Origin of the sequence: Microbacterium sp. TPD7012 (assembly GCF_003075395.1) — a bacterium.
GTDB lineage: Bacteria > Actinomycetota > Actinomycetes > Actinomycetales > Microbacteriaceae > Microbacterium.
Genome location: NZ_QDFV01000003.1, coordinates 198,115 through 217,942, shown reverse-complemented (window position 1 = coordinate 217,942; position 19,828 = coordinate 198,115). Strand labels below are relative to the sequence as shown.

22 protein-coding genes and 1 tRNA gene are annotated in these 19,828 nt (G+C 67.9%); 10 read left to right on the top strand and 13 right to left on the bottom strand.

The features are described 5' to 3' along the window. Positions 1 to 7 precede the first annotated feature (7 nt). Positions 8 to 856 carry a class I SAM-dependent methyltransferase gene (locus DC434_RS09105; protein ID WP_116634975.1) on the bottom strand — a complete coding sequence of 283 codons (849 nt, stop codon included), beginning with the start codon at positions 854 to 856 and terminating at the stop codon, positions 8 to 10. Between the two features lie 110 nt (positions 857 to 966). Between DC434_RS09105 and DC434_RS09100 the strand changes: the two genes are divergently transcribed. Continuing rightward, complete coding sequence (locus DC434_RS09100; protein WP_165808043.1) at positions 967 to 1,842, top strand: aminoglycoside phosphotransferase family protein; 876 nt, start codon at positions 967 to 969, stop codon at positions 1,840 to 1,842. A gap of 20 nt (positions 1,843 to 1,862) precedes the next feature. Here DC434_RS09100 and DC434_RS20110 read toward each other — a convergent pair whose 3' ends face one another. Together DC434_RS20110 and DC434_RS09095 are read right to left on the bottom strand one after the other, a co-directional pair. Continuing rightward, positions 1,863 to 2,027, bottom strand: coding sequence for a hypothetical protein (locus DC434_RS20110; RefSeq protein WP_165808042.1), 165 nt, complete (start codon positions 2,025 to 2,027; stop codon positions 1,863 to 1,865). 63 nt (positions 2,028 to 2,090) lie between these two features. After that, entirely contained in the window at positions 2,091 to 2,708 is a 618-nt protein-coding gene (locus DC434_RS09095) for a TetR/AcrR family transcriptional regulator (protein ID WP_116634974.1), read from the bottom strand. 74 nt (positions 2,709 to 2,782) lie between these two features. On the opposite strand from DC434_RS09095, the gene DC434_RS09090 reads away from it, so the two are divergent. Both DC434_RS09090 and DC434_RS09085 read left to right on the top strand, forming a co-directional pair. Next, on the top strand, positions 2,783 to 3,163 hold the full coding sequence (locus DC434_RS09090; RefSeq protein ID WP_116634973.1) for a DUF1761 family protein: 381 nt from the start codon (positions 2,783 to 2,785) through the stop codon (positions 3,161 to 3,163). A gap of 20 nt (positions 3,164 to 3,183) precedes the next feature. After that, complete coding sequence (locus tag DC434_RS09085) at positions 3,184 to 3,468, top strand: DUF1905 domain-containing protein (RefSeq protein WP_116634972.1); 285 nt, start codon at positions 3,184 to 3,186, stop codon at positions 3,466 to 3,468. A gap of 16 nt (positions 3,469 to 3,484) precedes the next feature. On the opposite strand, the gene DC434_RS09080 is transcribed toward DC434_RS09085, so the two are convergent. Continuing rightward, a complete protein-coding gene (locus DC434_RS09080; protein ID WP_116634971.1) occupies positions 3,485 to 3,853 on the bottom strand; it encodes a VOC family protein in 369 nt (122 codons plus the stop codon). 72 nt (positions 3,854 to 3,925) lie between these two features. Between DC434_RS09080 and DC434_RS09075 the strand changes: the two genes are divergently transcribed. Genes DC434_RS09075 through DC434_RS09065 form a run of 3 tightly spaced genes read left to right on the top strand, consistent with a single transcriptional unit; the run spans position 3,926 to position 6,283 of the window. After that, positions 3,926 to 4,474, top strand: coding sequence for a GNAT family N-acetyltransferase (locus DC434_RS09075; RefSeq protein ID WP_165808041.1), 549 nt, complete (start codon positions 3,926 to 3,928; stop codon positions 4,472 to 4,474). Positions 4,475 to 4,516: 42 nt separating this feature from the next. Beyond that, on the top strand, positions 4,517 to 5,842 hold the full coding sequence (locus tag DC434_RS09070) for an MFS transporter (RefSeq protein WP_116634969.1): 1,326 nt from the start codon (positions 4,517 to 4,519) through the stop codon (positions 5,840 to 5,842). Between the two features lie 18 nt (positions 5,843 to 5,860). Then, positions 5,861 to 6,283 carry a GNAT family N-acetyltransferase gene (locus DC434_RS09065; RefSeq protein WP_116634968.1) on the top strand — a complete coding sequence of 141 codons (423 nt, stop codon included), beginning with the start codon at positions 5,861 to 5,863 and terminating at the stop codon, positions 6,281 to 6,283. Positions 6,284 to 6,314: 31 nt separating this feature from the next. On the opposite strand, the gene DC434_RS09060 is transcribed toward DC434_RS09065, so the two are convergent. Genes DC434_RS09060 through polA form a run of 7 tightly spaced genes read right to left on the bottom strand, consistent with a single transcriptional unit; the run spans position 6,315 to position 15,378 of the window. After that, a complete protein-coding gene (locus DC434_RS09060; RefSeq protein WP_116634967.1) occupies positions 6,315 to 7,061 on the bottom strand; it encodes an SUMF1/EgtB/PvdO family nonheme iron enzyme in 747 nt (248 codons plus the stop codon). Positions 7,062 to 7,066: 5 nt separating this feature from the next. Next, entirely contained in the window at positions 7,067 to 7,726 is a 660-nt protein-coding gene (locus tag DC434_RS09055) for a hypothetical protein (RefSeq protein ID WP_243408876.1), read from the bottom strand. Next, positions 7,723 to 8,469, bottom strand: coding sequence for an SGNH/GDSL hydrolase family protein (locus DC434_RS09050; RefSeq protein WP_116635396.1), 747 nt, complete (start codon positions 8,467 to 8,469; stop codon positions 7,723 to 7,725). The genes DC434_RS09055 and DC434_RS09050 overlap by 4 nt, the downstream gene beginning before the upstream one ends. 49 nt (positions 8,470 to 8,518) lie before the next feature. Further along, positions 8,519 to 9,871 (bottom strand): MFS transporter, encoded by a 1,353-nt coding sequence (locus DC434_RS09045; protein ID WP_116634966.1) that lies wholly within the window; start codon positions 9,869 to 9,871, stop codon positions 8,519 to 8,521. A gap of 48 nt (positions 9,872 to 9,919) precedes the next feature. After that, entirely contained in the window at positions 9,920 to 10,954 is a 1,035-nt protein-coding gene (locus DC434_RS09040) for an LLM class flavin-dependent oxidoreductase (RefSeq protein ID WP_116634965.1), read from the bottom strand. 54 nt (positions 10,955 to 11,008) lie between these two features. Then, complete coding sequence (locus DC434_RS09035; RefSeq protein ID WP_116634964.1) at positions 11,009 to 12,685, bottom strand: DUF885 domain-containing protein; 1,677 nt, start codon at positions 12,683 to 12,685, stop codon at positions 11,009 to 11,011. Between the two features lie 59 nt (positions 12,686 to 12,744). Next, positions 12,745 to 15,378: a DNA polymerase I gene (polA, locus tag DC434_RS09030; protein WP_207769941.1), complete on the bottom strand. Its 2,634-nt coding sequence runs from the start codon at positions 15,376 to 15,378 to the stop codon at positions 12,745 to 12,747. Positions 15,379 to 15,423: 45 nt separating this feature from the next. Here polA and DC434_RS09025 point away from each other — a divergent pair, with 45 nt between their 5' ends. Continuing rightward, the gene (locus DC434_RS09025) at positions 15,424 to 15,852 is read left to right on the top strand and encodes a hotdog fold thioesterase (protein ID WP_116634962.1); all 429 of its coding nucleotides are present in this window, start codon (positions 15,424 to 15,426) and stop codon (positions 15,850 to 15,852) included. On the opposite strand, the gene DC434_RS09020 is transcribed toward DC434_RS09025, so the two are convergent. After that, positions 15,827 to 16,408 (bottom strand): GNAT family protein, encoded by a 582-nt coding sequence (locus DC434_RS09020; protein WP_243408875.1) that lies wholly within the window; start codon positions 16,406 to 16,408, stop codon positions 15,827 to 15,829. The two genes, DC434_RS09025 and DC434_RS09020, sit on opposite strands and share 26 nt — an antisense overlap. A 16-nt stretch (positions 16,409 to 16,424) precedes the next feature. Continuing rightward, entirely contained in the window at positions 16,425 to 17,042 is a 618-nt protein-coding gene (locus tag DC434_RS09015; protein ID WP_116634961.1) for a response regulator, read from the bottom strand. A 92-nt stretch (positions 17,043 to 17,134) separates the two neighbouring features. Here DC434_RS09015 and DC434_RS09010 point away from each other — a divergent pair. The 3 genes from DC434_RS09010 (at position 17,135) to DC434_RS09000 (ending at position 19,794) form a co-directional block, all read left to right on the top strand. After that, positions 17,135 to 17,217, top strand: a tRNA-Leu gene (locus DC434_RS09010). 24 nt (positions 17,218 to 17,241) lie between these two features. Beyond that, a complete protein-coding gene (locus DC434_RS09005) occupies positions 17,242 to 18,492 on the top strand; it encodes an alpha/beta fold hydrolase (protein ID WP_116634960.1) in 1,251 nt (416 codons plus the stop codon). 96 nt (positions 18,493 to 18,588) lie between these two features. Then, positions 18,589 to 19,794 carry a M23 family metallopeptidase gene (locus DC434_RS09000; RefSeq protein ID WP_165808040.1) on the top strand — a complete coding sequence of 402 codons (1,206 nt, stop codon included), beginning with the start codon at positions 18,589 to 18,591 and terminating at the stop codon, positions 19,792 to 19,794. Positions 19,795 to 19,828: the final 34 nt, after the last annotated feature.

Below are 19,828 nucleotides of genomic sequence, written 5' to 3'. Positions count from 1 at the left end.
GCGGGTCTCAGTCCCGACGCGTGACGATCGTGTACGTGCAGGGCACGAGGTCGCGTTCGGAATCGGGCCACGCCCAGCCGCCGTCGACCTCGACCATGCGAGGGCTGAACTGCCACGGCAACGTGCGTCCTTCATCGAAATGGAGCAGGCGGAGTCCGGCGTGCAGCAGCGCACCGAGGATCTCCGACAGCGGATGCGGCCATTCGAAGGTGCGCGGATGCGCCACGGTGCCGTCTCCGGCGTAGGTGGACGCGTCATCCCATTGCTGAGCTCGGCCATCGCCGAAGTACGGGTAGCGAATCGTCAGTGACGTGGCTTCCTCGTCCAAGGCGTAGAGCGACGGGTGCCCGTCGCGGATGAAGAAGGTGCCGCCCGGGCGAAGCAGAGCGGCGATCTGCTTCGCCCACCGATCCAGATCCGCCAGCCATGTGATCGTCCCGATGCTCGTGTAGACCACGTCGAAGTGACCTTCGACGACGTTTCGGGCGTCGAGCACATCCGTCTCCACCCAGGTGGCGGATGTGCCCGTACGATTCGCGAGCTCCGCAGCGGCACGGAGGGCGGGCCGTGAGAAGTCCACTCCGGTGACTGTGGCGCCCGCGCGAGCCAGTGAGACCGTGTCTGTCCCGATGTGGCACTGCAGGTGGCACAACACATCCAGACCGGAGACGCTCCCAGATGACAGGGACGACTCGAGGACGGGAAGATCGTGTCGCACGACGTCGCTGAGATACGTCGGGTCGTCATAGGCCTCGAGCCCGTATGCCGCTTGGTGCGGCGGAACCCGATCATCCCAGTTCTGCTGATTCGCGTGTCGCGCGGCTTCCCAGGCGATCTCGACGTTGCGTGGAGTCACATGACGAAGCCTCGCGATCGGCCTCATCGCGCGTCCGCGAGCATAAGCCGATAATGCACATTATGTCAGATTACGAATGGTGCGAGCTCCTCCGTCTCTCCTCGATCACCATGCGCCGGCCGGTGCAGAGCGCGAGGAGCACAGCGATGGCCTCTCCTAGGCTGTGCGGTATGCCTTCCCACACGCACGATCTGCAGATCACCGACACGGTGGTTCGTAAGAGGTTTCTGAGCTGGGCAGACGGCGAAGCCGATCGTGAGTGGCGCTGTCTGCAACTCGTCTGGAAACAGGTTCCGGGGATCACCCCGCGGCCCTTGGGGCGGACCACTGACGACGAGTACCCCGTGGTGATCATGGAGCGGATACCCGGCGTGCCGCTCGGCGACAAGCCGCTCGCTGCTGAGCAGACGTCTTCGCTCGGGCGGACGCTGCGGCGACTCTACGACATTCCCGTCGAGGACATCGCTGCCGCGGGGATCGTGGAGCGCCGCTACGGCCCTTCGACACTTCCGCAGGCGCTCGATGCGTGGCTGAGCGACACGTACGACCTCTCCCCTTGCCTGGATGCCGTTCGGGTCGCCGACGGCATTGCGGCCGCGCACGACTGGCTGAGCCAGCCCGATGTCCTCCCGACCCCACGACTCGTCGGGCTCGGAATCGCGGATCTCAACCCCGCGAACATCCTCTGGGACGGCCGCACGTGCCGCCTCGTCGACTTCGAAGACGGCGGACTCACCGATCCGGCGTATGATCTGGCCGATCATGTCGAGCATCTCGCGGGGCGCCTGGGTAATGTGTTCGATCCCGACGCGCTCTCGACTGCCGTCGGGCTGTCGGCGGATGAACGGGAGCGGATGCTCGCGTACCGGCCTCTCTGGGCGGCGTTCTGGCTGACCATGCTCCTGCCCGGGAACGGCGGTTTCCTCCGCAACCCGGCCGGTACGACCGAGGCTCAGGTCAGTCATTTCCTGAAGCTCATCAACTGATCTCCCCGCGACGGACCTGCTCACGCGAGCACTCGGTAGCGCAGGTGGACCTCACTCGCGAAGGCCGGGACGCCGATGGAGTCGAACTCGACGCAGCGGATCGGCTCCGACCAGGTCGCCTTCGCGAGATGCGCCAACACCGTCGACTTGCCCGCGCCACTCGCGCCGGTGAGAGAGAACAGCATCCGCAAAGACTACGGGCCCCACCGTTCCGCGGTCATCGGGGCGGGCGCTCGCTTCCGCGCTGCTCACCGCCGCCGGTGGCCCGCAAGGAAGAGGTCGACAGCGCGATCCACCGGCGGGGCCTCGATGTCGTCGGCAAGCAGGCGGGCGTTGAGCGGTGCTCCGATCACGAGCCACGTGAGGTCCGCGGCTGCAGCATCCACATCGTCCATCCGAAGCCCATGCCGTGCCGCTACCGCGCGCAGGGTCTCCGCGAGGTTCCGGATGTTGGTGTTCCAACTCTCCTCGAGGTACATTCTCGCCACTTCGGGTTGCGTCACGGCCTCCGCCGTCACGAGACGGCGCATGGCGAGCACCGGTTCGCTCAGGATGCCGAAGCGCATCGTCTCCGCCAGTTCGGCGAGCCCCTGCCGAAGATCATCCGCCGCCTGCAGCCGCTCCAGAGCCGGGCGCATCGCGTCGCGGCCGGCGGATGCCCAGTGGCGGACCACTGCTTCGTAGAGGGCCGACTTCGAGGGGTGCTCGCGATAGAGCGACGCCTTCGAGATCCGTGCTCGTCTGGCGACCTCCTCCATGGAGGCTCCCCCGTACCCGCGCTCCAAGAACACGTCGCGCGCCACCGCGAGGAGATCCTCCCCCGTGAGGCCTGCGGGTCGGCCCGGTGCGCGAGCTTCTGTCGTCATGCTGCCACTTTAGTACTTGACGGTTCTAAATGACCAGTCTAGTCTGAGTACCAGTCGGTACTAAAGGAGTCGAAATGCTCATTCTCGGAATCGCCGTCGCCACCGTCGCGTCATTCATCGCCAGTGCGGCGCTGTACGCGATCCCCGCCGTCTCGGCCACGATCAGCCGCACGAGCACGCCGCGGCCCGGGCTGTCCATGGCCGCCCAGATGGCGTCCGTCGTCCTGCGCAGCATCATCACCGCGTGCCTGATGGCCGGGATCCTGGTGTGCGCGGAGTGGCACGGAGCCGTCCCGGGGCTGCTCCTGGGCCTCGCTCTCTCCGTGCTGCCGCTCACGCTGCTCATGGGCGGCGTCATACACGAGAACACGGCCGTCTCGGCGGCCGCTATCCACCTCGTCGATTGGGTCGTCAAGCTCGCACTGATCGGCATCATCGTCGGTCTCTTCGTCTGATCGCAGAACCGGAGGACATCATGACCACACTCGCACCGCTCGACATCACGTTCGTCGCCACGCTCGGCAAGGTGCGCGACGGAGACACGTGGACCTGCGTCCAGCTCCCCGACTCCGCATCCGTCTTCGGTACGCGCGGGCTCGTCAAGGTCGTCGGAACAGTGGACGGAGAGCCGTTCCGGGGCGCCTTCATGGCGTTGGGCGACGGCACACACAAGCTGCCGGTGACCGCAGCGATCCGCAAGAGGATCGGGAAGACCGACGGTGATGACGTGACCGTCCACCTCACCGGACGGCTCACCTGAACGTCGTGGGTCTCGTCTACTGCGAGGTCCACACTCCGAGCTCGTTGCCGCTCGGATCGGCGAAGTGCAGGCGCCGCCCACCGGGGAACTCGTAGGGCAGCTGGAGGATCGCGCCTCCCGCCGCCACGATGGCGTCCATCGTCGTCTCGAGATCGGTCGAATACAGCAGCACGAGCGGTCCGCCGACCGGGCGCGCCTCGTCGGCGAGCAGCAGGCCTCCCACCTCGCTCCCGTCACCGCTCGGCGAGGCGATGCCGGCATAGCCCGGTCCGTAGTCGACGAAGGACCAGCCGAAAGCCTCGGTGTAGAAGGTCATGGCGGCGGCGAGGTCTGTCACGACGAGCTCTACGTAGTCGATGGAATGGTGCGCGGGTCGAGGCGTCATGCGATCACCGTATCGGTGGCTGCCGACATGCGGGCACCCGACGACGTCTCTCGCCTCTGGCAGGCTGTGAGGATGAGTTCGACGACCATAGCCGTCTGGAACGGCAGCCACGATCAGCTGACGCGGGCGGCGGAGCTCTACGCTGAGGTCTTCTCCGAAGCGCCGTACGGTGAGGAGCGCTCGCAGAGCATCGAGAGCTTCACTTCCCGCGTGCGACGCCGTGCCTCCGAGAAGCCGTCGTTCCGGCTGCTCATCGCGACGGAGGGTGACCGGGTGGTCGGCCTCGTCCTCGGGACCGGCGTCTCCCGTGGCGACTGGTGGTGGGATCGTCTGGAAGCAGCGCTGCCGCCAGACGTGAAGGAGGTCTGGCTCGACCAGGAGTGCTTCTCGGTGGAGGAACTCGCCGTCGACGGATCACACCGCCGCCGTGGGGTCGCGGCCGCTTTGATGGCTGCGGTCCTCGATGATCTTCCGCACCGCACCGCGCTTCTCTCCTGCTACCAGGAGGCGCGGTCGGCGCAGAAGCTCTACAGCCGGCTCGGCTGGGCTGTGATCGATCCTGCCGTCCACGTCACGGAATCTCGCGCAGTGCAGGTGATGGGCATCCGCTTGCACGAGTGACGATGCGAAACCTGCCCGGCTGCACAGGAGTAGCGTTGAGGCGTGTCGCAGGTCCCCCGCTCCCCCGTCTCGACGCCGGAGTGGCGGGCATGGCTGGTCTGGTCCGTGGGTGTCGCGGCCTACGTGCTCGCGATCACGAACCGCACCTCGCTCGGCGCGGTCGGCGTCGAGGCCGCTGATCGCTTCCAGGCAGACGCGTCGACGCTCGCGCTCTTCGCGGTCGTCCAGCTCGCGGTCTACGGCGGCATGCAGATCCCGATCGGCGTCCTGCTCGACCGATACGGGTCACGCCCGATCATGACGATCGGCATGCTCCTGATGGCCGCAGGGCAGCTGACCATGGCCCTCTCCCCCAGCGTCGGCATCGCGATCTTCGCCCGCATCCTCCTCGGCGCCGGCGACGCCGCGATCTTCCCCGCCGTCCTCCGTCTCGTCGCAACCTGGTTCCCTGCGCAGCGAGGTCCGATCATGGTGCAGTTCACCGGCATCGTCGGGCAGGCGGGCCAGCTGATCGCCCTCGTCCCGCTCGCGGCTCTCCTGCATGCGACGACGTGGACGATCACCTTCGGCAGCATCGCCGGCCTCGGCGTCCTCTTCGCGATCCTCGTCGCCCTGATCATCCGAAACCACCCGCCTGAGCGGAATGCCGACGTCACCGTGAACACCGACACCGGGGTGATCCGGGTCGTCACATCCGCGATCGACACCGGCGTCGGCATCCGCGCCGCCTGGGCGCACCCCGGCACCCGGCTCGCGTTCTGGTCGCACTTCACGTCGCCGTTCGCCGGCACCGCGTTCATCCTGCTCTGGGGGATGCCGTTCCTGACGGCGGCTCAGGGCCTCGACACCGCCCACGCCGCGGGGATCATCTCGGTCTACGTCATCGCCGGCATGGTGCTCGGCCCCGTCATCGGCGACCTCTCCCGGCGACTCCCGAACTACCGGTCGATGGCGCTCGTGCTGCCCGCTGTGGGCGTGCAGATGCTGGCCTGGGTCGTCGTCATCGCGCTCCCCGGGCCTGCCCCGCTGTGGCTGCTGTACATCCTCGCGGTTGCCCTGGCGACCGGCGGTCCCGCGTCGATGATCGCGTTCGACCACGCGCGGACGCACAACCCCTCGCACCGGCTGAGCACGGCGACGGGAGTGACCAACGCCGGCGGCTTCATCGCCGCGCTCATCGCGATCTTCCTGATCGGTCTCGCCCTCGACCTGCAGGGAGCCGGAACCCCGGCGACCTACTCGCTCGAAGCGTTCCGGGTCGCATTCCTGATGCCGATTCCCCTCTGGATCCTCGGCGTCGTCTTCATCCTGATCGAACGCAAGCGCACGCGCATCCGGATCGGCTTGGATCCCGATCCGCGTCGCTGAGCGCTCATAGGATGAAGCATGGACTCCGGCTTCACATTCTCCTCCGACTCGACCCGCATCGACCGCGCCCAGGTGCACGCCTGGCTGAGCGAGCAGGCCTACTGGGCGACGGGGCGGCCTCGCGAGATCCAGGATGCCGCGATCGACGCCTCCCGCAACTACGGCGTCTGGAATGGGGACGGCGAACAGGTCGCCTACGCCCGCGTCGTGACGGATGCCGTGACCTTCGCCTGGCTGTGCGATGTCTTCGTCGACGAGAGCGCTCGAGGCAGCGGCGTCGGCAAGATGCTCGTCGAGGGCGTCATCGCCGATCTGCAGCCGCTGCCGGTGAAGCGCATTCTCCTGGCCACAGCCGACGCGCACGGACTCTACGCGCAGTTCGGCTTTGCACCCTCGGAGGACCCGAATCGGTACATGGTCAAGCACCTGGAACAGGCCTGAGCGGAGTCGACGCGCCCCGTGGACTGACCGCTCACCGCCGCAGCGGCGTCCACCCCGGCGGCAGAGGCCCGTCGACGACCGCGCGCTCCCGGTCGATCTTCGCGGACCATCCCTGCGCTTCGTCGACCGTGTCGAACGCGCCACGCGCGAGGCGCAGACCCACGTCGTCCTGCTGCGTTCTCGGAGCTCCACCGCGACGGACCGATGCGCGCACGCTCCAGGCGTCATCCGCGAACCCTCCACCGCGGAACACCCGGTAGTCGTCGTAGCGCGCCGGATCCAGCAGATCCCAGCACCACTCCCAGACGTTGCCGAGCGTGTCGAACAGTCCGTGGAGGTTCGGGATCTTCCCGCCGACGTTCTTCGGCCAGGCGACGCCGTCGGCGCTCGTCCAGGCGGCATCCGCGAGGGGTGCGTAGTGTGGGCCGGTCGATCCTGCGCGGCAGGCGAACTCCCACTCCGCTTCCGTGGGCAGGCGATAGCCGTCTGCCGTGGCATCCCAGCTCACGTCCTCGCCATCGAACAGATAGACCGGGTCGAAGCCCTCCCACTCGGATGCGGCGTTGCAGAAGTGCACGGCGCGGAGCCAGCTCACGTCGACCGCCGGACGTGACGGATGCCGGACGGCGATGCCGAGCACGTCCGCCATCTGCTCCTCGGTCACGGGGTAGACGCCGATCGCGAACGGCTCCAGCGCGACCGTGCGCTGCACCTTCCGCCTCGCGTCATGGAGGATCACAGAGCCCGCGGGAAGCGTGGTCATCTCGAAGTCGGACATTCCGCTCAGCTCGCGATCCGGATCTCGCCCGTCGGCGCCGCGGCGTCCGCAGACGCCGCGACCTCGGGAAGCCCGACCGCGAATACGCGCAGGAAGAACTGGCACAGCGGTCCGACGAGCAGAGCGAACGCCACGGTGCCGATGCCCACGTTCCCGCCCAGGGCCCATCCGACCGCGACCACAGTCACCTCCAGTCCGGTGCGAACGACCCAGATGGGCCAGCCGGTGCGCCGGTGCAACCCGGTCATCAATCCGTCGCGCGGTCCAGGACCGAAGGCCGCACCGATGTACAGACCCGTCGCACCCGACAGCACGAGCAGGCCGATGACGAAGAACGCGATCCGGATCCAGAGCTCGTCCGTCTCCGGGATCAGCAGGAAGCCGATGTCGGCGGCCGGGCCGACCAGCAGGGCGTTGAGCAGAGTGCCGATTCCGGGCTTCTGCCGGATCGGGATCCAGAGCAGCAGCACGACGCCACTGACGAGGATCGTGATGATGCCGAAGCTCAGCGGCACGTGGCGCGCGATGCCCTGCGTCAGCACGTCCCAGGGCGCCGCTCCGATCATTCCTCGGACGAGGAAGGATATCCCGATGCCGTACAGGAACAGGCCGACGAGGAGTTGCGTGACGCGGCGTGGCATCCGCCGACCGCGCAGGCGCTTCACGTGGGGATCCGCTCGACCCACGTGGGGTACTTGGCCGCGCGGCCGTCTCCGGAGGATGTGCGTGTCACGCGACGGCGGACCCACGGGCCGACGTGTTCGCGGTAGTAGGAGAGTCCGGACGGCCTCGCTCCTCCCCTTTCGCGCGGCGCCCACCACGTCTCGGGCGGCTCGAAGCCGAGCGCATGGATCACTCGTGCGGCGACGCGATGGTGTCCCGCGGCGTTCATGTGCAGTCGATCCTCTGACCAGTACGCGGGGTCGGCGAGTTCCCTGTCCGGCCAGTTGAGAGCCCGGATCACATCCGGCCGGTTCTCGATCCGGCGGAGCACCGCCTCGGAGAGCAGGTCGCCGCGTCGCTGAACGAGCGATCCCATGGGAAGCTGGCCGCTCGGGTTCGCGCCGGAGAGCAGGATCATGGTCACACCCTCCTCGTCACAGCGACGGAGCACGCGACTGAAGGCATCGGCGATGTGCTCGACATCGGTCCGCGGCCGCAGCATGTCGTTCCCTCCCCCGTTGAACGAGAGGTGGGTCGGACGCAGCGCGAGTGCGGGCTCCAGCTGCTGCTCCACGATCGGCCAGGCGAGCTTGCCGCGGATCGCGAGGTTGGCGTACTGGATCGGGTGACCCGCCGCATCGGCCCAGCCCTGGGCTGCCAGGTCGGCCCAACCGCGCTCTCTGCCGTCGGGAAGGACGTCGCCGACGCCTTCTGTGAAGGAGTCGCCGATCGCCACGAATCGCACATCTGCCACCGCACAAGCCTATTCCCGCCCGCGGCGGGAGAGGCGCACGTCAGCGGTCGTCGAGTGCGATGCCTCCGCGATCCGCAAGGCCCCAGGCGGCCCCGGCCGCGACCAAGAAGCAGGCGCCGAAGACGACGAACAGCAGCGGCGTGCCGCCCGCCACGAGCAGCACGGGCACGGACAGCGGCGCGACGATCGAGGCGATGCGCCCGACGCCGGCCGCCCAGCCGGCACCGGTCCCTCGGAGTGACGTCGGATACGTCTCCGGGGTCACGGCGTACAGCGCGCCCCACGCTCCGAGGTTGAAGAACGACAGGGCCATCCCCGAGGCGATGATGGCGAACTCCGACGCGGCCGTGCCGAAGAACACGGCGGAGACGGCGGACCCGACGAGGAAGACCGAAAGGGTGGCGCGCCTGCCCCAGACCTCGATGAGCCACGCCGCGACGGCGTACCCGGGGAGCTGTGCCAGAGTGATGATCAGCGTGAAGCCGAAGGACCTGACCAGGTCGAATCCGGCATCGAGGAGGATGCTCGGGATCCAGATGAATGCGCCGTAGTACGCGAAGTTCACGCACAGCCAGACCAACCAGAGACAGAGCGTGCGGACGCGGAACTCGCGGTTCCACAGGGTCGTGAGACGCGCCCTGGTCGTGATCGCGATCGCACGGGACGCGGGCTCCTTGCGGATCGCGGGCGCCGCGACGAGACCGGCGTCCGCCTCGAAGGTCGAGACGATCCGATCCGCTTCGGCGATGCGTCCGCGGGAGGCGAGCCAACGCGGAGACTCCGGCAGTCCCCAGCGGATGATCAGGGCGTAGACGGCCGGGATGGCCCCCAACGCGAACGCCCAGCGCCATCCCGCGTCGGATGCCGGGATCACGAAGTACCCGATGAGCGCGGACACGGTCCAGCCCACGGCCCAGAACGCCTCGAGGATGACGATGAGCCTGCCGCGGATGCGCGCTGGTGCGAACTCGCTCACGTAGGTTGAGGCGACCGGCAGCTCGGCGCCGAGTCCGAGCCCGACGAAGAACCGCAGCACCAGCAGCGCGGCGATCCCGCCGACGAGCGCGCTGGCTCCGGTGGCGATGCCGTACACGAGGAGCGTGAGCGCGAAGACCTGACGGCGGCCGAGACGATCGGCGAGGAGACCTCCGAGCGTCGCCCCGACCGCCATGCCGAGGAACCCGATGGACGCGATCCAACCGGCGTCCGTCTTCGTCAGGCCCCATTGCTGCGTGAGCGCCGCGAGGATGAAGGAGATGAGACCGACATCCATCGCGTCGAGCGCCCACCCGACGCCCGAACCGCTCAGGACGCGGAGATGGCGTCTCGTGAACGGCAGATCGTCGAGGCGCTCGGCGAGCGAGGCACGGCTCGGCAGGGCGGTGTTGGCCATGACCTCATCGTAGGACGGCGCGCGGCCGCGCCGCCCCACGATGACGAGTCAGTCCCGTTCGGACAGGATCTTGCGCACCCGCGGAATGACCTCGGTGCCGTAGAGCTCGATGCTCCGCATCATGGACTCATGGGACAGAGTGCCTGTCGCATACTTGAGATCGAAGCGGCCGAGCCCGAGAGTCGTGATGGTGTCGGCGATCTTGGCCGCCACGCGTTCGGGCGAGCCCGCGTAGATGGCCCCTTCGGGGCCGACGTCGTTCTGGAATCGCGCACGGCTGTACGCCGGCCAGCCGCGCTCGCGTCCGATGGTGTTGTTCATCGCCTCGAAGCCGGAGTATGCGGCGTCCCACGCTTCGGCATCCGTCTCAGCGATGTGCCCCGGAGAGTGCACGGCCACCGGGTGCGATATCGTCCCGAACGAGGCGACCGAGCGGTGGTACAGCTCGACGAAGGGCTTGAAGCGCACCGCCGGACCGCCGATGATCGCGAGCATCAGTCCGAGCCCGTGGCGGGCGACGCGGACCACGGACTCGGGGCTGCCGCCCACCCCGACCCACGTGCGGAGCCCGTTCTCGGTCTTGGGGAAGACGTTCGCGTTCTCGAGCGAGGCGCGCATGGTTCCCGACCAGGTGACGGGCTCCTCCTTGAGGAGCTCCGTGAACAGCTCGAGCTTCTGCTCGAAGAGCGCCTCGTAGTCGCGGAGGTCGTAGCCGAACAGCGGGAACGACTCGATGAAGGAGCCGCGGCCGAGCACGACCTCGGCGCGGCCGTGCGACAGTGCGTCCAGCGTCGAGAACCGCTCGAATACGCGCACGGGGTCATCGGATGACAGCACTGTGACAGCTGTGCCCAGGCGGATGCGCTCGGTGCGCGCGGCGATCGCTGCCAGCACCATCTCCGGGGCGGAGATCGCGAACTCGGAGCGGTGATGCTCCCCCACGCCGAAGAAGTCGACCCCGACCCGATCGGCCATCTCCGCCTGCGCGACGACGTTGCGGATCGTCTGTGCGCCGGTGAGGAGTTCTCCGTCGGAGTCCCTCGTGATGTCGCCGAAGGTGTCCAGTCCGAATTCGATGCTCATGTCATCCCTTTCCATTCAGATGAATGAACACCTCCCGGTGCCGGACCATTCCCGTCACCGCGGGAGGAGTGAGCTCCGGAGCGTGTCGAGGCCGACGCCGCCCATGTCGAGCGCCCGCTTGTGGAAATCCTTGAACGAGAAGGATTCTCCTTCGGCTTCGCGCACGGCGTCGCGAACCTGTTCCCAGATGCGCTGACCGACCTTGTACGACGGCGCCTGCCCCGGCCAGCCGAGGTAGCGGTTCACCTCGAACTGCACGAACTGGTCGGACATGTTGACGTTGCTCCGCAGGAACTCGAGAGCGTAGGCGGCGTCCCAGGTGCCCGTTCCGTCGAGGCGGGGCTTGCCCAGGTGCACCCCGATGTCGAGCACGACGCGAGCGGCGCGCATGCGCTGGCCGTCGAGCATGCCCAGTCGGTCGGCGGGGTCGTCCAGGTAACCGAGCTGCTCCATCAGGCGCTCGGCGTACAGCGCCCAACCCTCGGCATGACCGGAGGTGCCGGCGAGGAGGCGCCGCCAGGTGTTCAGCTCGGCGCGGTTGTACACCGCCTGAGCGATCTGCAAGTGGTGTCCGGGAACGCCCTCGTGGAAGACCGTGGTCAGCTCGCGCCACGTGTCGAACTCGGTGACACCCTCGGGGACCGACCACCACATGCGTCCCGGACGCGAGAAGTCATCCGTCGGTCCGGTGTAATAGATCCCGCCCTCCTGTGTGGGCGCGATCATGCACTCGAGCGTGCGGATCGCTTCGGGGATGTCGAAGTGGGAGGCGCCGAGTTCAGCGACAGCGCGGTCGCTCGTCTCCTGCATCCACTTCTGGAGCGCGTCGGTGCCCACGAGCTTGCGGGCAGGGTCGGCCTCCAGGTGGGCGACGGCCTCTTCGACCGAGGCGCCGGGCAGGATCTCGTTCGCGATCGCGGTCTGCTCGGCGACCATGCGGGCGAGCTCCTCGCGTCCCCACTCGTAGGTCTCGTCCAGGTCGATCGTCGCGCCGAGGAAGCGGCGCGAGTTCAGCGCGTAGAGCTCACGGCCGACCGCGTCGACGTCACCGGCAGCGGGCGCGAGCTCCTCGGCGAGGAAGCGACGCAGCTCGTGGTACGCGACACGCGCGGCCGCGGAGTTGTCGGCGAGCGTGCGGGCGAGAGATGCGGGAAGCTGACCCTCGTCGGGGCCGGCGTCAGCGACGAACGCTGCGAAGAAGCCGTCATCCGCGGTGTAGCGATCGATCTGCGTCGCGACCTCGACGACCTGACGACGCGCCGGGGTGACTCCCTCGGCGATGCCCTGGCGCAGCGTCTCGGTGTAGCCGCGCAGCGCGCCGGGCACCGCCGCCAGACGCGTGGCGATCACGCCCCAGTCGTCGGCAGTGGCCGTCGGCATCAGATCGAACGCCGATCGCACGTCCTGCGCCGCCGAGGCGATCACGTTGAGGTCGCGCAGGTGCCACTTCGCCTCGTGCAGCTCGAGGTCGAGACGGAGCTCGGCACTCAGATCGGTCTTGGTGACCTCGTCGATCGCGTCGCCTGGCTCGAGCGCAGACAGCTTGTAGAGCGTCGAACGGGTCGCCGCGGCGATCTCCTCATGACCCGCGGGACTCAGATCGCCGAAGCGGTCGTTCACCTCGTCACGGCCGATGTAGGTACCGAGAGTCGGTGCGAGGACAGCGATCGTGTCGACCCACTCGTCAGCGACCTGGTCGATGGCAGACGGAGTGCGGGGAGCTGAAGTCATCCCTTCAGCCTAATCCCCCGCATCCTCTCGATATATCGGTTCTGCGCGATGCGCCGACCTCAGTGCGCGGCCTCGTTCCAGTCCGCACCGCGACCGACCTGCACGTCGAGCGGCACCCTCAGGTCGGCGGCATCGCCCATGCGCGCCCGCACGATCCGCTCGACGGCGTCCCACTCGCCCGGCGCGACCTCGACCACGAGTTCATCATGGATCTGCAGCAGCGCACGCGAGGAGAGCTGATCGGAGCGCAGATCGTCATGGATGTGCAGGAGCGCGATCTTCATGATGTCGGCGGCACTGCCCTGGATCGGGGCGTTGAGAGCCGCACGCTCGGCGTTCTCCCGCAGCACGCGGTTCGGGCTCGCGAGGTCGGGGAACGGACGTCGACGCCCGAAGATCGTCTCGGTGTAGCCGACCTCCTTCGCCTTCATCACAGAGGCGCGGAGATAGTCGCGGACAGCGCCGAAACGGGCGAAGTACTCCACCATCAGCTGCTTCGCCTCGGACTGCTCGATGCGCAGCTGCTTGGAGAGACCGAAGGCGGACAGCCCGTAGACGAGGCCGTACGACATGGCCTTCACCTTGGTGCGCATGGCGGAGGTCACCTCGCTCGGGTCGACACCGAACACCCGGGCACCGACGAACCGGTGCAGGTCCTCGCCGCTGTTGAACGCCTCGATGAGCCCTTCGTCGCCGGAGAGGTGCGCCATGATGCGCATCTCGATCTGGGAGTAGTCCGCCGTCAGCAGAGCCTCATAGCCCTCGCCGACCTGGAACGCGCTGCGGATGCGACGCGACTCCTCCGTGCGCACCGGGATGTTCTGCAGATTGGGGTCGGTGCTGGAGAGCCGTCCCGTCTGACTGCCGGTCTGCACGTACGTGGTGTGGACGCGGTGGTCGTCGCCGATCGCCGTGTCGAGCGACTCGATGATCTGACGCAGCTTCGTCGCCTCGCGGTGCTGCAGGAGCAGGCTGAGGAACGGGTGCGGGTGGGTCTCCTGCAGGTCGGCCAGCGCTGCAGCATCCGTCGAGTACCCGGACTTGGTCTTACGGGTCTTCGGGAGCTGGAGATCTTCGAACAGGACCTCCTGCAGCTGCTTGGGCGAACCGAGATTGAACTCTCGGCCGATGCTCGAGAAGGCCTCCTGGGCGATCCCCTCGGCGCGGGTGGCGAGCTCGCCCGAGAAGGTCGACAGCACCTCGTGCGAGACCGCGACACCGGCGACCTCCATGTCGGCGAGCGTCATCAGGGTCGGGAGCTCGATCTCGACGAGCACCTTGGTGACCGACTCGGGGATGTCGTCCCGCAGCGCGTCGGCGACCCGAAGCGCGAACCAGGCCTCCTGGGACGGCGTGGCGCCCTCGGTCTCGGGGACGAGCTGAGAGGGGTCTGCCTCGGGAAGCTTCTCGCCGAGGTAGCGCTCGACCAGGTCGGCGAGCGTCTTGTCGGGGAAGCTCGGGCGCAGCAGCCAGCCCGCAAGACTCGTGTCGTAGGCGAGACCGGCGAGGCGGATGCCCTGGCGCAACAGCGCCTTGACCTGGGGCTTCGCGTCGTGCAGCACCTTCGGGCTCGACGACTCGATCCAGCCGCGGAGCGCGTCTGCCGCGGCATCCGTCCAGTCGGACTCCCGCAGCTCGGTCGTCGTCGCCGCGCCGATGCGGACGGGCTTGCCGCCCTGCGTCGTGATGCGGAGCGCGACGTCGCCGTCCTGTGCCGCGGCCCACGTCGCGAGGTCAGCCGGCGCGACCTCGGCGGGCACGGGCAGGACGACCGCGGAGGCGGGATCGTCGGCGACCTCACCGGCGCCGACAGCGTCGAAGACACGCGGAAGCAGCGTACGGAACTCGAGCCGCGCGAAGATGTCGCGAACGGCCTGCGCATCGATCGGCGTCACCGCGAGGTCGTCGGGAGCGACAGGAAGCTCGACGTCACGGAGCAGACGGTTCAGCTTGCGGTTGCGCCGCACGTCGTCGATGTGGTCACGCAGGTTGCCGCCGACCACACCCTTGATCTCATCGGCGCGATCGAGCAGCTCGTCGAGCGTGCCGAACTGGGTGAGCCACTTCACCGCGGTCTTCTCCCCCACCTTCGGGACTCCGGGAAGGTTGTCGCTGGTCTCGCCGACCAGGGCCGCGATGTCGGGATACTGCTCGGGTGGCACGCCGTAGCGCTCCTGCACCGTGGTGGGGTCGTAGCGCTTCAGCTGCGACACACCCTGCACCGATGGGTACAGCAGGGTCACCTCGTCGTTCACCAGCTGGATGCTGTCGCGATCGCCCGAGACGACGAGCACGTCGTAGCCCTGCTCCGCGCCCTGTGTCGAGAGGGTCGCGAGGATGTCGTCGGCCTCGATCCCCTCTTTCGTGAGAACCGGGATCGACATGGCCGCGAGGCAGTCCTGGAGGAGAGGGATCTGGCCGCGGAACTCCTGGGGCGTCTCGGACCTCGTCGCCTTGTACTCGGGGTACTCGTCGGTGCGGAACGAGTGCCGGGAGGTGTCGAAGGCGATCGCCAGATGGGTCGGCTGCTCGGCCTTGATGAGGTTCACCAGCATCGACAGGAAGCCGTAGATGGCGTTCGTGTGCTGATTGTCCTTGGTCGTGAAGTTCTCGACCGGAAGGGCGAAGAAGGCACGATAGGCGAGCGAATGGCCGTCGATGACCATGAGGGTAGGCTTTGCGGAGTCCGTCACCCTGTCAGCCTAACGAGGACGGCAGACACCCGCTGAGGAGGATTCATGAGCGACGTCGCGACGAGCGAGGGACTCGACTGGGCGACAGCTCGAGGGATGGGGGCGCTCGCCCAGAAGATGGGCATGGAGTTCCTCGAGTTCAGCCTCGAGCGGTGCGTCGCGACGATGCCCGTCGAAGGCAACACGCAGCCCGTCGGTCTCATGCACGGCGGCGCGTACGTCGTGCTCGGCGAGTCGCTCGGGTCGATGGCGGCGAATCTGCACGCCGGCCCCGGACGCCTCGCCGTCGGCGTCGACATCAACGCCACGCACACGCGTTCGGCGACCTCCGGTGTCGTCACCGGCGTCTGCACCCCGGTGCACCTCGGCCGCAGCATCACGGTCCACGAGATCGTCGTGACCGACGATCAGGGCCGGCGCTGCTCGACGATCCGGATCACCAACATGATCAAGGCCGTTCCCGCCGCGGACTGAGCGGCTCCTCCAGCAGCAGCTGGAAGAGCAGGTGGTCCTGCCACTCCCCCGCGATGCGCAGATACTTCGGCGCCAGACCGATGCGCTCGAACCCGCTCTCGGCGAGCACGCGCTGCGAACCGATGTTGTGCAGCAGCGTCGCCGCCTGCAGGCGATGGAGCCGCAGTTCCTCCCTGGCGTGGGCGGCCACACGCTCGACGGCACGGGACGCGAGACCACGGCGGAGACGCGAGACGTCGATCCAGTAGCCGAGGTCGGCGCTCCAGAACGCACCCCGCACGATGTTGTTGAGGTTCATCCGCCCGCGGATCTCGCCGTCGTCGGATTCGATGACGAATCGGATGCTGCGTCCCGAGGCGGCATCCGTCTCGCACTCCTGTGCGTGCCGCTCCTGGAACTCCTGCGTGAAGAAGGACTCTGCACGGGTGGGCTCCCAGGGCGCGAGATGGTCGCGGTTCGCGACGTAGGCGCGCGCGAGAGCGGCACCGTCACCGATCCGGATCGGGCGCAGGATGTGCTCGGCGTCGAGCCGAACAGCGGATTTCGGCAGGCTCACTCCGAGCCCTCCGGGCTCACTTCTTCGGCGCGAGCTGCTCGATGATCGCCTTCGCGACGTCCTGCATCGTCAGACGGCGGTCCATCGACGCCTTCTGGATCCAGCGGAACGCCTCGGGCTCGCTCAGCCCCATCTTCTCGTTGAGCAGGCCCTTGGCCCGGTCGACGAGCTTGCGGGTCTCGAAGCGCTCGACCATGTCGGCGACCTCGGCCTCGAGCGTGATGATCTGCTCGTGGCGGGCCAACGCGATCTCGATCGCCGGGAGCAGGTCGTTCGGGGTGAACGGCTTGACGACGTAAGCCAGAGCGCCGGCCTCGCTCGCGCGCTCGACGAGCTCCTTCTGGCTGAACGCCGTGAGGAGCACGACCGGGGCGATGTTCCCCTTGTGCAGCTTCTCGGCCGCGCTGATGCCGTCGAGCTGAGGCATCTTGACGTCCATGATGACGAGATCGGGGCGCAGCTCGGTCGCGAGAGCGACAGCGGTCTCACCGTCGCCGGCCTCGCCGACGACATCGAAGCCGTTGTCGCGGAGGATCTCGACGATGTCGAGACGGATCAGCGATTCGTCTTCGGCGACGACGACGCGTCGGGGTGCGGATGCCGTGGGCTCTACAGCCTGTTCTTGCTCGGTCACAGATCCATCCTAGTGGAGAGGCCCCGGCTACCGGCTGTGGTCCGACGCTGCGGTGAGATCTCCTGCGCTAAAGTCGAAGGCGCGACACACGAGCCGGCGTGGCGGAATGGCAGACGCGGAGCACTCAAAATGCTTTGTCCGAAAGGGCGTGTGGGTTCGAGTCCCACCGCCGGCACCCTCTGTGCGCTATACAGTCCCTATGGACAGTGGCGCGCCTGCGGCGCACGCACATCGACCGAGGCGACGACGGATCCTTCTCATCATCGGGGCCGTCCTCGTCGTCGTGCTCGGGCTCGCCGCAGCGGAGTTCGCCCGCCGGTACATCGAAGGGCAGGCCGACCTCAAGACCGATCCGGCGTTCTACTCGCTCCCCTCCCCCGCCCCGACCGGCGACCCCGGCGAGATCATCCGCATCGAACCGATCGCGAGCGCACCGGCGGGAACATCGGCGTGGCGGGTGATCTACCACTCGCGAGACCTCGCCGGCGATGACATCCCGGTCTCCGGCGTCGTGATCGTCCCGGAGGGACCTGCGCCGGAGAACGGACGTACGGTGATCTCCTGGGCCCATCCGACCACGGGTGCCGCCGCGCAGTGCGCACCATCGCTCGGTCTCGATCCCTTCCAGTACATCGAGGGTCTTCACGAACTGCTGGCCGAGGGATACGCGATCGCCGCGACCGACTACCCGGGCCTCGGCATCGAAGGGCAGTCCTCCTACCTCCTCGGCGTACCGGAGTCGAACAGCGTGCTGGACATCGTGCGCGCAGCGCGCACGATCGACGGCGCGGACATCGGCGACCGCGTCGTCCTGTGGGGGCATTCGCAGGGAGGGCAGGCCGTGCTCTTCGCGGCGGAGCGGGCATCGTCGTACGCCCCGGAGCTGAAGCTGCAGGGTGTCGCGGTGGCTGCGCCGGCGGCGAATCTGAACGCGCTGATGACCGATGACATCATCGATCTCTCCGGAGTGACCATCGCGTCGCTCGCCATCCCCGCCTACACGGTCGCATACGCCGACCGGTACACGGCGGACGAGATCACCGCGATACTCACTCCCGCCGGGGCGAAGGCCACCCCCGAGATGGCCGAGCTCTGCCTCCTCACGCAGACGAAGGAGCTCCATGCGATCGCCGATCCGCTCGGCGGCGGCTATGTGACCAGCGACCCGGCCACCACCGAGCCGTGGAAGACCCTGCTGGAGGAGAACAGCGCGGGCGGGCAGCCCGTGACCGTACCCGTCTTCGTCGGACAGGGCGAGGCCGACCAGCTGGTGCGCCCGAGTGCGACCGAGGCCTATGTGAAGCTGCTCTGCTCCCAGCAGGCGGATCTCACGTTCCACACCTACCCCGACATCAATCACGGACTGGCCGCCTACGCCGCGCTCCCGGATCTGCTGCTCTGGCTCCCTACTCTGGGCGACGGGCGCACACCCTCGGGGAACTGCGGCTGACATCTCCCGTTCGAGCACCGCGAGCAGCCTGCCTTGGGCACAATGAGATGTATGCCCCGTCCCAGACCACGCTCGGCGCTGTTCTCCGCTGTTGCGATGTCCTCCATCTCCGTGCTGTTCCTGAGCGGATGCACTGGCCCGTCGGGCGCGTCCGACTCTCCCGCCATGACGCCGGTCGAGTCCTCACCCGCCCAGTACGATGCCGCTCAGGATGCCTACTCCCCGGTGGTCGTGACCGTCACGAATCCGCCGATCGCGGCTCCCGCCACCGACGGTCGCATGCATCTGGCCTATGAGCTCCTGCTCGTCAACGCCTCGGCGTCGCCGGCAACGATCGAGTCCGTCGAATCCCGCGCCGACGGAGGCACACTGCAGTCGCTCACCGGCGAGGAGTTGACCGCCGTCTACCGCGGTGTCGGCACGGGCGACGCGGGCGGTACCCTCCCGGGCGGCGGAAGTGCCATGATCTGGATGGACGCGATCGTCGACTCTGCCGCCGAGGTGCCGACCGCGATCGAGCACACCGTGACGGTGCGGATGCCGGAAGCCAATCCACCCATCCACGACTCCGTCATCGTCGAACACGTTCCCGCCGTCACGGTGAGCGCTTCGACTCCCGTCGCCATCGGTCCACCGCTGCAGGGCGCGGGCTGGCTGAACGGCAACGGATGCTGCACCCTCACACCGCACCGCGGAGCGGTCAGCCCCATCAACGCCGGCTTCAAGGTCCCGGAACGCTGGGCGATCGATTACGTGCAGCTGACCGACGATGACCGGCTGTTCACCAGAGACAAGACCGTGGCCCAGAACTACCCGTCCTTCGGCAACGACGTCATCGCAGTCGCCGACGGGCCGGTGGTCGCGATGACCACCGACCGACCGGAGCAGACACCGGGCGCGAACCCGACCGGCCTCACCCTCGACGAATACGGCGGCAACTACATCGTGCAGGACATCGGCGACGGCCGGTTCGCCTTCTATGCGCACCTGCAGCCCGGCAACCCAGCGCACGTCGAGGTGGGTCAGCAGCTGAAGAAGGGCGAGCCGATCGCGCTGCTCGGAAACTCGGGCAACTCCGACGCCCCACACCTGCACTTCCACATCATGGACTCGCCGAGCCCGCTCGCCTCGAACGGCGTGCCGTTCCTGATCGACTCGTTCACCCTCGACGGAGTCGTGCCGAGCGCTGAGGCGCTCGAAGCGGGCTTCGCCGGCACGCCCTACGAGCTCGATACCACCGTCTCGGGCGACCGCACCTCCGAGGCGCCTCTCGTCGGGGACGTGATGACCTATGCCCCCTGACAGCAGCCCGAAGCCTCGTGGAGGCGAGCGCGAG

What these genes read in the sequence shown, in the direction of transcription:
- DC434_RS09100 (WP_165808043.1), top strand. Translation starts at nt 967, where the DNA reads ATGCGCCGGCCGGTGCAGAGCGCGAGGAGCACAGCGATGGCCTCTCCT.
- DC434_RS20110 (WP_165808042.1), bottom strand. Translation starts at nt 2,027, where the DNA reads ATGCTGTTCTCTCTCACCGGCGCGAGTGGCGCGGGCAAGTCGACGGTG.
- DC434_RS09095 (WP_116634974.1), bottom strand. Translation starts at nt 2,708, where the DNA reads ATGACGACAGAAGCTCGCGCACCGGGCCGACCCGCAGGCCTCACGGGG.
- DC434_RS09090 (WP_116634973.1), top strand. Translation starts at nt 2,783, where the DNA reads ATGCTCATTCTCGGAATCGCCGTCGCCACCGTCGCGTCATTCATCGCC.
- DC434_RS09085 (WP_116634972.1), top strand. Translation starts at nt 3,184, where the DNA reads ATGACCACACTCGCACCGCTCGACATCACGTTCGTCGCCACGCTCGGC.
- DC434_RS09080 (WP_116634971.1), bottom strand. Translation starts at nt 3,853, where the DNA reads ATGACGCCTCGACCCGCGCACCATTCCATCGACTACGTAGAGCTCGTC.
- DC434_RS09075 (WP_165808041.1), top strand. Translation starts at nt 3,926, where the DNA reads ATGAGTTCGACGACCATAGCCGTCTGGAACGGCAGCCACGATCAGCTG.
- DC434_RS09065 (WP_116634968.1), top strand. Translation starts at nt 5,861, where the DNA reads ATGGACTCCGGCTTCACATTCTCCTCCGACTCGACCCGCATCGACCGC.
- DC434_RS09060 (WP_116634967.1), bottom strand. Translation starts at nt 7,061, where the DNA reads ATGTCCGACTTCGAGATGACCACGCTTCCCGCGGGCTCTGTGATCCTC.
- DC434_RS09045 (WP_116634966.1), bottom strand. Translation starts at nt 9,871, where the DNA reads ATGGCCAACACCGCCCTGCCGAGCCGTGCCTCGCTCGCCGAGCGCCTC.
- DC434_RS09040 (WP_116634965.1), bottom strand. Translation starts at nt 10,954, where the DNA reads ATGAGCATCGAATTCGGACTGGACACCTTCGGCGACATCACGAGGGAC.
- DC434_RS09035 (WP_116634964.1), bottom strand. Translation starts at nt 12,685, where the DNA reads ATGACTTCAGCTCCCCGCACTCCGTCTGCCATCGACCAGGTCGCTGAC.
- DC434_RS09025 (WP_116634962.1), top strand. Translation starts at nt 15,424, where the DNA reads ATGAGCGACGTCGCGACGAGCGAGGGACTCGACTGGGCGACAGCTCGA.
- DC434_RS09005 (WP_116634960.1), top strand. Translation starts at nt 17,242, where the DNA reads ATGGACAGTGGCGCGCCTGCGGCGCACGCACATCGACCGAGGCGACGA.
- DC434_RS09000 (WP_165808040.1), top strand. Translation starts at nt 18,589, where the DNA reads ATGTCCTCCATCTCCGTGCTGTTCCTGAGCGGATGCACTGGCCCGTCG.